Source organism: Pseudoxanthomonas mexicana, from assembly GCF_010093385.1.
Classification (GTDB): Bacteria; Pseudomonadota; Gammaproteobacteria; order Xanthomonadales; family Xanthomonadaceae; genus Pseudoxanthomonas_A; species Pseudoxanthomonas_A mexicana.
This window is the reverse complement of the sequence record NZ_PDWV01000012.1, coordinates 61129-75421: the sequence shown is the minus strand read 5'-3', so window position 1 is coordinate 75421 and position 14293 is coordinate 61129. Positions and strand designations below refer to the sequence as shown.

Annotated in this window: 15 protein-coding genes; 8 read left to right on the top strand and 7 right to left on the bottom strand. The window is 67.5% G+C overall.

Annotated features, from left to right (window positions below; translation table 11 throughout):
* A partial coding sequence (locus CSC76_RS06685; RefSeq protein WP_162109272.1) for a Maf family protein occupies positions 1-440 on the top strand: 440 nt, incomplete at its 5' end.
* A gap of 4 nt (positions 441-444) precedes the next feature.
* On the opposite strand, the gene CSC76_RS06680 is transcribed toward CSC76_RS06685, so the two are convergent.
* A complete protein-coding gene (locus CSC76_RS06680) occupies positions 445-2298 on the bottom strand; it encodes a glycosyltransferase family 39 protein (protein ID WP_162109271.1) in 1854 nt (617 codons plus the stop codon).
* Positions 2299-2340: 42 nt separating this feature from the next.
* Here CSC76_RS06680 and CSC76_RS06675 point away from each other — a divergent pair, with 42 nt between their 5' ends.
* The 6 genes from CSC76_RS06675 to CSC76_RS06650 all read left to right on the top strand — a co-directional run bounded on the left by CSC76_RS06675 (position 2341) and on the right by CSC76_RS06650 (position 9218).
* Positions 2341-3294: an AAA family ATPase gene (locus CSC76_RS06675; RefSeq protein WP_425500843.1), complete on the top strand. Its 954-nt coding sequence runs from the start codon at positions 2341-2343 to the stop codon at positions 3292-3294.
* A gap of 8 nt (positions 3295-3302) precedes the next feature.
* The gene (locus tag CSC76_RS06670; protein ID WP_162109275.1) at positions 3303-4262 is read left to right on the top strand and encodes a DUF58 domain-containing protein; all 960 of its coding nucleotides are present in this window, start codon (positions 3303-3305) and stop codon (positions 4260-4262) included.
* Positions 4249-6192: a transglutaminase TgpA family protein gene (locus tag CSC76_RS06665; protein ID WP_162109276.1), complete on the top strand. Its 1944-nt coding sequence runs from the start codon at positions 4249-4251 to the stop codon at positions 6190-6192. The genes CSC76_RS06670 and CSC76_RS06665 overlap by 14 nt, the downstream gene beginning before the upstream one ends.
* A gap of 16 nt (positions 6193-6208) precedes the next feature.
* Positions 6209-6718, top strand: a complete 510-nt coding sequence (locus tag CSC76_RS06660; protein ID WP_162109269.1) for a Slp family lipoprotein — start codon at positions 6209-6211, stop codon at positions 6716-6718.
* 230 nt (positions 6719-6948) lie between these two features.
* Positions 6949-8151: a tyrosine-type recombinase/integrase gene (locus CSC76_RS06655; protein WP_162109268.1), complete on the top strand. Its 1203-nt coding sequence runs from the start codon at positions 6949-6951 to the stop codon at positions 8149-8151.
* Complete coding sequence (locus CSC76_RS06650; RefSeq protein ID WP_060092088.1) at positions 8148-9218, top strand: PDDEXK nuclease domain-containing protein; 1071 nt, start codon at positions 8148-8150, stop codon at positions 9216-9218. Before CSC76_RS06655 ends, CSC76_RS06650 begins: the two co-directional genes overlap by 4 nt.
* Positions 9219-9226: 8 nt before the next feature.
* Here CSC76_RS06650 and arsH read toward each other — a convergent pair whose 3' ends face one another.
* The 6 genes from arsH to CSC76_RS06620 all read right to left on the bottom strand — a co-directional run bounded on the left by arsH (position 9227) and on the right by CSC76_RS06620 (position 12771).
* A complete protein-coding gene (gene arsH, locus CSC76_RS06645) occupies positions 9227-9964 on the bottom strand; it encodes an arsenical resistance protein ArsH (RefSeq protein WP_196217781.1) in 738 nt (245 codons plus the stop codon).
* Complete coding sequence (gene arsC / locus CSC76_RS06640; RefSeq protein ID WP_060092090.1) at positions 9942-10364, bottom strand: arsenate reductase (glutaredoxin); 423 nt, start codon at positions 10362-10364, stop codon at positions 9942-9944. Before arsC ends, arsH begins: the two co-directional genes overlap by 23 nt.
* A gap of 10 nt (positions 10365-10374) precedes the next feature.
* Complete coding sequence (gene arsB / locus CSC76_RS06635; RefSeq protein WP_425500845.1) at positions 10375-11406, bottom strand: ACR3 family arsenite efflux transporter; 1032 nt, start codon at positions 11404-11406, stop codon at positions 10375-10377.
* Positions 11407-11461: 55 nt separating this feature from the next.
* The gene (locus tag CSC76_RS06630) at positions 11462-11956 is read right to left on the bottom strand and encodes an arsenate reductase ArsC (RefSeq protein ID WP_162109267.1); all 495 of its coding nucleotides are present in this window, start codon (positions 11954-11956) and stop codon (positions 11462-11464) included.
* 6 nt (positions 11957-11962) lie between these two features.
* Positions 11963-12286, bottom strand: coding sequence for an ArsR/SmtB family transcription factor (locus tag CSC76_RS06625; protein WP_238394891.1), 324 nt, complete (start codon positions 12284-12286; stop codon positions 11963-11965).
* A 176-nt stretch (positions 12287-12462) separates the two neighbouring features.
* Entirely contained in the window at positions 12463-12771 is a 309-nt protein-coding gene (locus CSC76_RS06620; RefSeq protein ID WP_060092098.1) for a hypothetical protein, read from the bottom strand.
* Between the two features lie 632 nt (positions 12772-13403).
* On the opposite strand from CSC76_RS06620, the gene CSC76_RS06615 reads away from it, so the two are divergent.
* Entirely contained in the window at positions 13404-14234 is an 831-nt protein-coding gene (locus CSC76_RS06615) for a DUF932 domain-containing protein (RefSeq protein ID WP_060092100.1), read from the top strand.
* Positions 14235-14293: the final 59 nt, after the last annotated feature.

The window sequence follows — 14293 nt, the reverse complement described above, 5'->3', positions numbered from 1 at the left end:
CGGCACGCCTGGCCCGCGCCAAGGCGGAGGCGATCGCCGCGCAGCACCCCGGCACGTGGATCATCGGCTCGGACCAGGCTGCCGAGCTGGATGGCGCGCCGCTGGGCAAGCCTGGCCACCGCGAGGCGGCGCTCACCCAGTTGGGCGCGATGTCCGGTCGCCGGGTCAGGTTCCACACCGCCGTGTGCATGGTCCGGGACGGGCGCGTGCTGGAAGCGGCCGATGTCACGACCGTGCGCTTCCGCGCCCTGGCCCCGGCCGAGATCGAACGCTACGTGGACGCGGAACAGCCGTTCGACTGCGCCGGGAGCTTCAAGTCGGAAGGACTGGGGATCGCCCTGTTCGATGCCATCGAGTCCTCCGACCCGACAGCCCTGGTGGGGCTACCCCTGATCGCCGTGGCGAGGATGTTGCGCGAAGCAGGCTTCGACCTGCCCTGATCCGCTAGCGCAGCACCACCGGCTGTTCGGCCCACGTCTCCACGCTGCCGTCGCCGCCGGTCAGCCGCAGGCCCAGCCAATGGCGACCTGGGGGCAGGCCACTGGCGTCCACCTGCGCCTCGAACTGCACGCGCGGCATGCGCGGGTCGCGCGATCCGCTCTTGAGGAACTGCTGCAGCCAGGTGTTGTCGGTGAAGTCCGTCGCGGTGGCAACCACCCGGCCATCCAGCAACACCTCCACCTGGGCCACCCCCACACCGTCCTTCACCGCCCATCCGCCCACACTGAAGCGGCGCGCCACGCGGGCACCGGCCTGCGGCACATCGATATGGGCGACCGCCGGCGAAATACAGGCACCGCTGTGGCGGGCAGCCGGCAGCGCGAACAGCAGGAAGCGGCGCGCGCCATGGTCGATGTTCACGGCCTGCGGCGGCGGCAACGGGCCGACCACGGAGCACAGCTGCTGGTAGTGGGCGAGCAGCGCGCTGAACTTCACGTCCGTGGCACCCACCACCAGCAGGGTGGGCGCATTCACGCGACCCTCGTGCTGCAGGCCCCACAGCTGCAGTTGCGGGGCACGTCCGTGCTTGCGGTTGAGTGGGTGGTCGAGCACGGGGATGCGCGCGTCCGCGAGCGCGAAACCGAGCTCGGCGCCGGTCTTGAAACTGTCCGCAAGCAACGCTGTTTCTTCCGGCATGCGCGCCCGCGCCTGTTCCACTTCCATCGCCAGCCGGTCCCAGCCGGCGAAATTCTCCGGGTAGTACTTGCTGCCGGCCGCCTGCAGGCGCAGGCCGGGCACCGACACCGCCACGTAGTAACCCAGCATCAGCACCGTACCGGCGACCGCCAGCCCCCACGTCGCCAGACGCCTCTTGCGGGGCCATTCGCGCAGCAGCAGCGGCACGACGGGCAGCAGCGCCAGATAGCCCGGCAGCGTCCAGTGGAAACTGACGCGCTCGTTGTCGGCGAAGAAGCCCAGCAGGAAAAACCCGAAGGTGGACACTGCGCCCAGCAGCGCGAAATAGCGCCATTCGGGCCCGGTGCCGCCCTCGCCGCCGCCCTCGCCGCGGATGCCGCGCACGCTGACCACCAGCATCGCCCAGAACAGCAGAGGCGTGGCCAGTGCCGCCTGCACCAGCAGGAAGCGCGCGCCGTCGCCATGGAAGCGCCACGGATGACGGTCGAGCAACTGGAAACGCAGGCCCGCATCGGCGTATTCCAGATTCCAGGCCAGCAGGGGCGCCCACGCCAGCAGGCCCGCCGCCAGGGCAACCCAGACCCGCGCATCGCGCAGCACGCCGCGCCCTTGCGGCAGCCACAGCAGCGCGATCAGGCCCACGCCGATCACGCCGATGAAACGATAGTGGCTCAGCGCGCCCAGCATGAGGCCCAGCGCCAGTTCGGTGGCCGACATCGCATCGACGCCGCGCAGCATGCGCGCCCCGGCATCGGCGCACAGCACGGTCGCCAGCGCCATCGGCACGTCGGGCAGCGCCAGCAGGCCCAGCGTGCCCGACAGCGGCATCAGCACCGTCAGCAACGCCGCCTGCCAGCCCACGACGGCGCCGAACCAGTGCGCGGCGCTGCGCGCCACCAGCCAGGGCAGCACCGCCGCGATCAGCAGGAACGGCGCGCGCACCGCGAGCACGTGATGCCCGCCGAGTTCCACGCCCAGCCGCGTCAGCCACGCGGTCAACCCCGGCAGGTCGGAATACGCCGCCGCCAGGTGCTGGCCCTCCTGCCAGTAGAACGCCTCATCGACGAACAGGGGCAGGCGCGCGGCGATCGCGACCTTGACCATCGTCACGATTGCCCACACGGCAAGGAACCATCGGCGCGCGCGTTGTTCTTCGTCCATCTCGCTACACTTCTCCGGACCACGATCGGAACCGAGAGCGCGATGTCCGCCATTCCCAGCACCCGCCCTATGCTATCCGAAGGCCTCGCCGACGCCCTCAAACGGGCGCAGGCGCAGGTCAATGCGCTGGTACTGGGCAAGACGCACGAAGTGCGGCTGGCCTTCGTCGCGCTGCTGTCCGATGGCCACCTGCTGATCGAAGACCTGCCGGGACTGGGCAAGACCACCTTGGCGCACGCGCTGGCGGCGACCCTCGGCCTGGGCTTCCAGCGCGTGCAGTTCACCTCCGACCTGTTGCCCGCCGACGTGCTGGGCGTGTCGGTGTACGACGCGCAGGCGCGCGCCTTCACTTTCCATCCCGGGCCGGTCTTCACCAACGTGCTGCTGGCGGATGAAATCAATCGTGCGCCGCCCCGCACCCAGAGCGCCCTGCTGGAAGCGATGGCCGAACACCAGGTCACCCTGGATGGCGCCACCCACGCGCTGCCGACGCCGTTCTTCGTGATCGCCACGCAGAACCCGGTAGACCTGTCGGGCACGTATCCCCTGCCCGACTCGCAACTGGACCGGTTCCTGCTGCGGCTGGCACTGGGCTACCCCAATCCGGCGTCCGACCGCGAACCCCTGGCCGGCAGCGATCGGCGCACGCTGATCGCACAGGCCCTGCCGCTGTTGTCCGCCGAGGACGTGCTGGCGCTGCGCGCTGCCGTGAACGATGTCCACGCCAGCGATGCGCTGATCGATTACGTGCAGGCGCTGCTGTCGCGCAGCCGGCAGCACCCGGGCGTGCGGGTGGGCCTGTCGCCGCGCGCCGGCATCGCCCTGCTGCGCGCAGCGCGCGCCTATGCACTGTTGCTGGGACGCAGCCACGTGCTGCCCGAGGATGTGCAGGCCCTGTTCGCCGCGGTGGCCGCGCACCGGCTGGTGCCGGAAGCGGAAGCGGCGTCCGCCTCCGTGCTGGCCAAGGCCATCCTGCACGCGGTACCGGTGGACTGAAGGTGGCGATGCAGGCATCGGCGGCCCGGTGGCTGGCCCAGTGGGCGCGGCCGCGCGCGGTGGAGGCGCTGCCGGTCCGGCTGGACCGTCGCCGTGTCTACGTGCTGCCCACGCGGTTCGGGCTGTTCTACGCCGCCCTCGTTTTCACGATGGCGCTGGGCGCACTGAACTACAACAACAACCCGGCCCTGCTGCTGGCCCTGCTGCTCGGCGCCACGGCGATGGCCAGCCTGATCTTCGCCCACCTGCAGCTGTCCGGTTTGCGCGTGGACGCCGTGTCGGCCGATCCCGTGTTCGCGGGTGAGCGCCTGCAGGTGCATGTGGCGCTGTCCGCGCGCGATGCACGCCGACGGAACGGCCTGCGGCTGGATGCGCTGGATGCCAGCACGTTCGTGCCGCCATTGCCGCCCGAAGGAAGTGCGGTCGCCGAGCTCCTGCTGGATACGCGCCAGCGCGGCTGGCACGACATCGGCCGCCTGCGGGTGTCGACCACGCAGCCGCTGGGATTGGCGCGCGCGTGGTCGTGGGTCTGGCCGTCGCCGCTGCTGGTGTATCCGGCCCCCGAAGTACAGGGACCGCCGCTGCCCGAAGGCGGCAACACCGGCCAGCACGCCCGCCTGAATCCGGCCGGCGACGATGTCCACCACCTGCGCGGTTATCGTCCCGGCGATGCGCCGCGCACGATCGCATGGAAACCGTCGGCCCGCCGGGACACCCTGCTGGTGCGCGAATACGAGCAGCCGGTCGGCGTCGAGGTGTCGCTCGCATGGGACGCACTGGGCGCGCTGCCTTACGAGCAGCGCATCCGGCGCCTCGCGCATTGGGTGGAACAGGCCGAGCGCACGGATCGCCGCTACCGCCTCACCCTGCCCGGCCAGCCGGCCCTCGGGCCCTCCCACGGCCCCGCCCATCGCCACCTCTGCCTGCGCGCCCTCGCGCTGATGCCGCATGCCGATGCCGCACGCTGACGTCGCCCTCATCCCCGATCGCGACAGCCGCCTGTGGACGCTGGCCAGCGCCGCGCTGTGCCTGCTGGCGCTGCTGGTGCAATTGCCGACCGCGCTCGCCCTCGGCCTCGGCGCGACCGGACTGGTACTGACCGCCGCATCGTGGCGGCGGCCGCTTCCGGCATTCGTGCGCATCCTGCTGGCGCTGGCGATGCTGGCGGCCGTGCTGTCGGTAACGGGGTTCCGCTTCGGTCGCGATACCGGCTGCGCGCTGCTGGCCGCGATGCTGGCCATCAAGCCCGGCGAAACCCGCAGTCTGCGCGACAACCGCAGCCTGCTGGGCTTCGCCCTGTTCGCGCCGTTCGCGGCGTTCCTGCTCGACCAGGGCCCCCTGACCATGGTGCTGGGGGCCCTGGGCATCGGCAGTGCGCTGGTCGCGCTGCACAGGCTGGCCGACGTGGAGGCGCGCAGCGTGGCCACGGGACCGGACGTGGTGCCCCGCATGGCGCTGGTGGGTCGACTGGTGCTGATCGGCTTGCCGCTGGTGCTGGCGGCGTTCTGGTTGTTCCCGCGTTTCGCCAGCCCGCTGTGGGGCGTGCCCGAACGCGCCCTGTCCAAGCCGGGCCTGGGCGACGAGATGTCGCCCGGCGGTTGGCTGGACCTGATGGCGGATGAAGATCCTGCCCTGCGTGCCCAGTTCTTCGGCGCGACCCCGCCACCCGAGCAGATGTACTGGCGTGGCCCGGTCATGTGGAACTACGACGGTCGCACCTGGACCCAGGCCCCGTGGCTGCGCGGCCTGCCGCCTGCGCGCGTCCAGCACGGCGACCGGCAATGGGACTACCAGCTCGAAGTCGAGCCCACCGACCGCCGCCAGCTGGTCGCGCTCGACCTGGCGGTCGCCGCGCCCGAGGGCGCGCACCTGGCCAACGACTACGGCATGACGGTGCGCACGCCGCTCAGCGCGCTGACCCGATGGCGCATGCGCGCGTCCACGCCGACGAGCTTCGAAGCCGCGTTGCCGCACCTGCTGCGCCAGCAGGCCCTGCAGTTGCCCGCCGGCTTCGACCCGCGCACGCGCGCCCTGGCCGCACAGTGGCGGCGCGAAGCCGGCGCGGACGATGCCGCCCTGGTCCGGCGCGCCCTGGCCTGGATCCGGGCCGAATTCGCCTACACGCTGGAAACCCCGCTGCCCGGCCGCAATGCGGTCGACGAGTTCCTGTTCGATCGCAAGCAGGGCTATTGCGAACATTTCAGTTCCGCCTTCGTCGTGTTGATGCGCGCGGCGGGCGTGCCGGCACGCGTGGTCACCGGATACACGGGCGGGGTGTACAACCGCCTCGGCGGTTACTGGGTGGTCCGGCAGATGGATGCGCATGCGTGGGCCGAGGTCTGGTTGCCGGGGCGCGGCTGGGTGCGCGTGGACCCGACCGCGGCGGTCGCGCCCGAGCGTATCTACGACACCTTGGACGACCGCCTCGGCGAAGGTGTGGAGGCCGGTCGCCTGACGTTGGAGGGTTTCGGCAGCGTCAGCGACTGGCTGCGCCGCGGCTGGAACGACCTGGTGCTGGGCTTCGATGCGCAGCGGCAGGCGCGCCTGCTGGAGCGGCTGGGCGGGAACGGCCTGGGGTCCCGCGGACTGGCGCTGCTGTTCGGCCTGTGCGCGGTGGCGACCCTGGCCTGGATGGCGTGGTTCCTGGCGCGGGGCGAGCGCGAACGCGATCCGCTGCTGCGGGCCTGGCATCGCCTGGATGCCCGCTATGCCCGCCTGGGACTGGGCCGCGAACCGCATGAAACCGCGGGCGACTGGGCGCGACGCGTGGCGGCACGCCGCCCACAAGGCGCCAATCTGCTGTTTTCGCTCAGCCGCCGTTTCGCCGCTGCGCGCTACGCTCCGGGTGAGGGGGACCAGCGGGCTCTTATCGAAGACCTGCGCCGGCACCGCCCATAACCGCTGGAGACTGGCCATGAACCTTCGCTTCGCTGTCCTCGTCGCAGCCGCCGCGCTGCTTTCCGCCTGCGCAACGGCGCCCAAGCCGCTGCAGGGCAGCTTCACCCAGGTCAATCCGCGCGACGCGGTGGCCACGCCCCAGGTAGGTGCGCCGGTCCGCTGGGGCGGCCGGATCATCAGCACCACGCCGGGACCCAACTCGACCTGCTTCCAACTGGTGTCGCGCCCGCTGGGCGCCACCGGCCGACCGCTTTCGTCCGCACCGGATGCCACCGACGGCCGCTTCATCGCGTGCCGGGCCGGCTTCTACGACCCTGCCGTGTTCGCCGAAGGCCGCGAGGTGACCTTCATCGGCAAGATCGAGGGCTACGAAACGGCACGCATCGGCGAATACGACTACCAGCTGCCGCGCGTCGCCGCCGACGTGGTGTACCTGTGGCCGGAAGTGCGCGAAGTGGAAGTCCGCCCCTATCCGTACTACGACCCCTTCTGGGGCCCGCGCTGGGGTTACTGGGGCTGGTGGTGACCGGCTAGCCGCGCAGGTATGGAAAAAAAGCCGCTCGATGAGCGGCTTTTTTCATTTCACCATGACTCCAGCACCGAACTTCGCTGGACTACGCCGAAGCCCGATACAGCAGGTTTATCAATAACTTAGGCGAGTTCAACATATGCCGGTTCTTTCCGAAACCTGACCCAACTTCCCTGCTGGTGGCCCCTATGAGGCTCTTGGGAATCGGGTCTTTCCGAGGAGTCATCATGGCAAAGATCAAGCTCACCAAGTCCGCAGTCGATGCGGCACAACCCCAGGCGCAGGCTGTCGAACTCAGGGATACCCTGGTGCCCGGCTTCTTGTGCAAGATTACCCCATCGGGCCGCAAGGTGTTCATGCTCCAGTACCGGACGAACGCCGGCGAGCGCCGCAAGCCCGCCTTGGGTCAGTACGGGGAACTGACCGTCGAACAGGCCCGCTCGCTGGCTCAGGAATGGCTGGCCCAGGTGCGCCGGGGCGGCGACCCGGCCGCAGACAAGGCGCAGGCGCGCAAAGCGCCCACGGTCAAGGAGCTTTGCACGAAGTTCATGGAGGACTACTCCAAGCTGCGCAACAAGCCCAGCACCCAGGAAGGCTATCAGAGCGTCATCGACCGCAACATCGTCCCGATGATCGGCCGGATGAAGGTTCAGGACGTGAAGCGCCCGGACGTGGCCGGGATGATGAAGAAGATGACGCACAAGCCGGCCGACGCGAACCGCACGTTCAGCGTCATGCGCCGCATGTTCAATCTGGCCGAGGTGTGGGGCTACCGGCCCGACGGCACCAATCCGTGCCGGCATGTCCCGATGTTCCCCAACGGCAAGGCCACCCACCTCATTAGCGACGAGGACATGGGCAAGCTGTTCCGTCATCTTGAGCATCTGGAGGCCGAGAGACTGGAGAGCTACGTCATCCCGCTCGCGATCCGGCTGCAATTCGAGTTCGCCGGCCGTCGCGGCGAAATCGTCACGCTCCAATGGGATTGGGTGGACTTCGAGAACCGGCGCGTCGTCTGGCCCGACAGCAAGACCGGCGGCATGTCCAAGCCCATGAGCGAGGAAGCCTATCGGCTGCTTTCGGCAGCACCGCGCCGGGACGATTGCCCGTATGTGCTGCCATCCCCGAACCATCCCGGCCAGCACCTGACCACGGGCGAGTATTACAACGGCTGGAGCCGTGCGCTCAAGGCAGCGGGCGCGGCGCATGTAGGCACGCACGGCATCCGCCACCGCTCGGCGACCGACATTGCCAACTCGGGCATCCCGGTCAAGGGTGGCATGGCGCTGACCGCGCACAAGACCGTGGCGATGTTCATGCGCTACGTCCACACCGAGGATGACCCGGTGCGCAAGGCGGCCGAACTGGTGGCGAACCGGCGCAAGACGATCACCGGCGCCAAGCGGCTCCCTGCGGAGGCAACGGCATGACCAGGCGCAAGGCATCCATCGCGTCACCCGCAGCGCCAAAGGCGCTGCTGGGCGACATTCGGGCACTGATCGAGGCGTCGCGCCAGCGTGCCGCCTCGGCGGTCAATGCGGAACTGACCTTGCTGTTCTGGCGCATCGGCCAGCGCATCCATACGGAGGTGCTGGCCGGGCAGCGGGCCGGGTATGGCGAGGAAATCCTGCCTACCCTGGCCGAGCAGCTTGTCCGCGACTACGGGCGCGGCTTCGCGGACAAGAACCTGCGCCGCATGGTGCAGTTCGCCGCCACCTACCCGGACGAGCCAATTGTCGTGACGCTGTCACGACAATTGAGCTGGTCGCATTTCCTGGCGCTGCTGCCGCTGAAAGACCCGCTCCAGCGGGACTACTACGTGCAGATGGCCAGGGCCGAACGCTGGAGCGTGCGGACGCTGCGCGAGCGCATCAACTCGATGCTCTACGAGCGCACGGCGCTGTCGCAAAAGCCGGACGAAACCATCGTGCAGGAGTTGGCGACCCTGCGCGATGCGCAGCGCATGTCGCCGGCCCTGGTCATGCGCGATCCGTACATCCTCGACTTCCTGGGCCTGCGGGACACCTGGCAGGAAGGCGACTTGGAAGCGGCCATCATCCGCGAAATGGAATCCTTCCTGCTGGAGCTGGGCGCGGGCTTTTCCTTCGTTGCCCGGCAGAAGCGCATCCCGATTGACGATGAGGATTTTCATCTCGACCTGCTGTTCTACAACCGCAAGCTGCGTCGGCTGGTGGCGGTGGAGTTGAAGGTCGGCGAGTTCAAGGCAGCCTACAAGGGGCAGATGGAGCTTTATCTGCGCTGGTTGGACAAGCACGAACGGGAGCCGGAGGAAGCCTCGCCGCTGGGGATCATCCTCTGCACGGGTAAGAAGCGCGAACAGATCGAATTGCTGGAACTGGACAAATCGGGCATCCATGTCGCCGAGTACCTGACCACCTTGCCGCCGCGTGCGGTGCTGGGCGAACGGTTGCAACAGGCGACCGAACGGGCGCGCTTGCAGATCGAGCAGCGTGACCGGCGCACAGACGAGCCTTGAGCGCAGCTCTAGATCGCTGCCTGGTTGACGCGCCGGCTCAATGTTTCGGCGCTTTCCTTGCGTTCGCTGTACCGATCCATCAGATACGGGGCCACGTCGCGCGTCAGCACCGTGAACTTCATCAGTTCTTCCATCACGTCCACGATGCGGTCGTAGTAGGCCGAGGGCTTCATGCGTCCGGCGTCGTCGAACTCCTGATACGCCTTGGCGACCGAAGACTGGTTCGGGATGGTCAGCATCCGCATCCATCGGCCCAGCACGCGCATCTGGTTGACCGCGTTGAAGGATTGCGAACCACCCGATACCTGCATCACCGCCAGCGTCTTGCCCTGGGTCGGGCGCACCGCCCCGGACGACAGCGGAATCCAGTCGATTTGCGTCTTCATCAGGCCGGTCATTGCGCCGTGGCGTTCCGGCGAACACCACACCATGCCCTCGGCCCATTGCGCCAGTTCGCGCAGCTCCTTGACCTTCGGATGATCGTCGCTGGCATCGTCCACCAGTGGCAGGCCCGACGGGTTGAAGAACCGCGTTTCGCCGCCGAGCGCACGCAGGATGCGCGCCGCTTCCTCGGCCGCAAGGCGGCTGTACGAGCGTTCGCGCAGCGAGCCGTAGAGCAGCAGGAAGCGCGGCGCGTGCGTGGCGCGTTCGGGCGTCCACAACCGTTCGTTTTCCGGTTGCTGGAACAGCGTGGCGTCGAGGTTCGGTAGGTCAATGGACAGATCAGACACGCTGCCCCCGCGCATCCACCACCGGCTCGCCGTCTTCCTTGTTGAATGCGCCGCGCTGCGGCTGCGGCAAGAGGTCGAGTACAGCTTCCGAGGGGCGGCACAGCTTGGTGCCCAATGGCGTGACCACGATGGGCCGATTCATCAGGACGGGGTGTTGCCCGATGAAATCGAGCAACTGCGCGTCCGTCCATTCCGGATCGGACAGGCCGAGTTCCGCATAGGGCGTGCCCTTCTCGCGCAGCACGTCGCGCACGCGCAAGCCGGCATCGGCCAGCAGCTTGACCAGCGTTTCCCGCGCGGGCGGCGTCTTGAGGTATTCGATGACCGTGGGTTCTTCGCCGCTGTTGCGGATCAAGGCCAGCACATTGCGCGAGGTGCCGCAGTCGGGGTTGTGATAGATCGTGATGGTGCTCATGGGTTCTTTCTCAGGTCGTTGAGTGGCCGCGCTCGTACCAGCCGCGCGAGCGATTGACGAGGCGCACCACCAGCAACATCACCGGCACCTCGATCAACACGCCGACAACCGTGGCCAACGCCGCGCCGGAGTGGAAACCGAACAGACTGATGGCGGCGGCCACGGCCAGCTCGAAGAAGTTGCTCGCACCGATCAGCGCCGACGGGCACGCGATGGCGTGCTGTTCGCCGGCCTGGCGATTGAGCCAGTAGGCCAAACCGGAATTGAAGAACACTTGAATCAGGATCGGCACCGCCAGCATGGCGATGACCAGCGGTTGTTGCAGGATGGCTTGGCCCTGGAAGGCGAACAGCAGCACCAACGTCAGCAGCAGCGCCGCGATCGACAGCGGGCCGATGCGCGCCAGCGCCGCATCGAACGTGGCCTGGCCTCTGCGCAGCAGCGCCCGACGCCAGACCTGCGCAACGATGACCGGAATGACGATATAGAGCGCCACCGACACCAGCAGCGTCGCCCACGGCACGCTGATGGACGACAGGCCCAGCAGCAGGCCGACGACGGGTGCGAAGGCGAACACCATGATGGTGTCGTTGAGTGCGACCTGCGATAGCGTGAAGACCGGGTCGCCGCCGGTCAGCCGGCTCCACACGAACACCATTGCCGTGCAAGGCGCGGCGGCCAGCAGGATCAGGCCGGCCACGTAGCTATCGAGTTGGTCGGCCGGCAACCATTGGGCAAAGACGTGGCGAATGAAGATCCACGCCAGCAGCGCCATCGAGAACGGCTTGACCGCCCAGTTGACGAACAGGGTCACGCCGATGCCGCGCCAGTGTTGCTTGACCTGGCCGAGCGTGCCGAAGTCCACCTTGAGCAACATCGGCACGATCATCACCCAGATCAGCACGCCGACCGGCAAGTTGACCTGGGCGATTTCCATGCGCCCGATGCTCTGGAACACGCCGGGTACGAATTGGCCGAGGGCGATGCCGGCGACGATGCATAGCGCCACCCACACCGTCAGGTAACGCTCGAAGCCGCTCATGGCGGGAACCGCCGGCGCACAGCCGGCCGTGTTGGTCGTGGCGGTCATGGATGCCTCACTGCTGGCCGATGTCGCGCAGCTCGCGCTGCAAGGACATGGCATCCAGACTCTTGACCGGCAGCGACAGGAACAGTTCGATGCGTCGGCGCAATGTCACCGCCGCATCGAAGAACGCTTTGCGCTGCTGTTCGTCGCTGCCTTCGACGGCGGCCGGATCGGGCACGCCCCAATGCGCCGAGACGGGCTTGCCCGGCCACAGTGGACACGCCTCGCCGGCGGCGTTGTCGCAGACGGTGAAGATGAAGTCGAACACCGGCGCACCCGGTGCCACGAACTCGTCCCAGCTCTTGCTGCGGTAGCCCGCAGTCGGCAGGTTCATGCGTTCCAGCGTGGCGAGCGCCAGTGGGTGGACTTCGCCCTTCGGGTGGCTGCCGGCCGAAAAGACGCGAAAGCGCCCCTTGCCCAAGTCGTTAAGCAAGCCTTCGGCGAGGATGGAGCGGGCCGAATTGCCGGTGCAGATGAACAGTGCGTTGTAGGTGGTGTCGGTCATTACGGGTCAGCAAGCGCAGCGGGAGGATTCGGAAACCTCGCAGATGCCGCCTTCGCAGCAGTGCTCGGTCAGGTAGCCAATCAGGCCGTTCATGTGCCCGTATTCGGCGCGGTAGATCAGGTTGCGGCCCTGCTGCTCAATGCTGACAAGGCCGGCGTGGGCAAGCTCTTTCAGATGGAAGGACAGCGTGTTGCGGGCCACGTCGAGTTGGTCGGCGAGCACGCTGGGGGTCAGTCCTTCCGAGCCGGCGACGACGAGGGCGCGGAATACGCGCAGTCGCTGCGTGTGGGCCAGGGCACTCAGGGCGGAAACGGCTTGATCTTCGTTCATTATTTTATAATACAACATTTATTGAATCATTAGGCAAGTGACGGGACGAAACCGCATGGCATCCCGGCGTGCCGCCGTCGGGTTGATGCCTTCGCGCCCCTTCCGGGGCGCTGCGCGCTGCGCTTGGCGCCCCTCGATACCGCCGCCCCGGCTGCGCCGGCGCGGCCCGCGTGGGGTCAGTCGTACACCCTGTCGGGCCGTTCCCGCCGTTGTCCGCGCTCGCTGGCTTCCAGCCAGTCGAACAGCGCGTCAATGTCTTGATCCAACTGGAACAGCGACGCCTCGGCCATCATGTGCCAGGTGGCGTTTTCGTCCGAAGGATTCGCGTCATTGACCAGGACATTGAGCTGCTGATGCAGGGCGAGCAGCCGCTTTTTCTCTGCGGCAACCGTCTCGCGGTCGGTCATCCAGACCATCGAGGGCAGGAAGATGCCTTGGGGTGGAGTGCCGGGCGTTGAAGCCTCGGCAGGGGCCTGCTGTGTCATGGGAATCTCCTGAATTGGTGAAGGCCCCACGATAGGCAGGCGCCTGGGTTCTCTCCAGTCGAAATTCGCTCTATTTCGCAGCGATTTCGGCCTCAGCTCCCACAGCGACATCGCAAAAGCAGCATGGGCGTCCCCGACCACCTGGGAGATGGCCGGTCGCGCTGTCGTGCGCGCAGCGCATCGAGCCGCCTGCGGCGTCTCGCCCCTGACGGGCTTCCATCGTTCCCTCGCTCCGCTCGGCTGACGCCTACGGCCCGGATTCCTTGATCCGGGCCTGCGCGCTTCGCTTGCGTGCGGTTCGGCACACAGGGACGGCCGTTGCCATGTCCAGCCGTCTCCCCTGACTTCATCACCTTCTCCGCGACCGTAGCCCGCTCTCCCGTGTGCCGTCAAGGCGCGCAGGGCCGTGTCCTCGCTGCGCTGCGGGCCGCACCAACCCTGCGCTTGTTTCCTTGACGGCCCCCGTCCGCGCGCTCCTTTGGCCGCGGGCGATGAACTCAGGAAAGACGGTGGCAACAGGGCCAACCGGGTTCCTCGTGCCAACCGCACAGAACAGCCGAAAGGCTGGGCTCCGAATCTAGGAATCCGGTGTGCGGCTTGAACAGCAAACCCTTTTCGTCAGGAGAAAGACCATGCAACTCGCATCCCGCTTCGCTTCCCGTTCCCCCTCGCTGCGCAGCGATTACCCGCTGACCGATGACCAGATTCACCGCGTAGCGCCGTCCATCTTCGCGGACGCGCCGCATGAAAGCCGTTCGCAGCGTTACGCCTATATCCCCACCGCCGCCGTGCTGACCGAGCTTCGCAAAGAAGGCTTCCAGCCCTTCATGGTGACGCAAACCCGCGTGCGCGATGAAGGCAAGCGCGAACACACCAAACACATGCTGCGCCTGCGCCATGCCAGTCAAATCAACGGCGCGGAAGCCAATGAAATTGTGCTGCTGAACTCCCATGACGGGACGAGCAGCTATCAGATGCTGGCGGGCATGTTCCGGTTCGTGTGCAGCAATGGCCTTGTGTGCGGCGACACCGTGGCTGATGTGCGCGTGCCCCACAAGGGCGACGTTTCCGGGCACGTCATCGAAGGCGCTTACGAAGTCTTGCGCGGTTTCGACCGGGTGAAGGATTCCCGCGATGCCATGCGCGCTATCACGCTGGACGAAGGCGAAGCCGAAGTGTTCGCCCGTTCCGCGCTGGCCTTGAAGTACGACCCCACCGACAACAAGCCCGCGCCCATCACCGAATCGCAAATCCTGATGCCACGCCGGTTCGACGACCGCCGCCCGGACTTGTGGAGCGTGTTCAACCGCACCCAAGAAAACCTGACCAAAGGCGGATTGCATGGCCGCAGCGCCAACGGACGCCGCCAGCAAACCCGCCCGGTGCAGGGCATTGATTCCGATGTGCGCCTCAATCGCGCTCTCTGGATGCTGGCCGATGGCCTGCGCCAGTTGAAAGCCTGATTCCCCACGCGGCAGGGGCAGGCAGCAGCCCTTGCCGCTTCTCTCGCTGCTGCATCCGA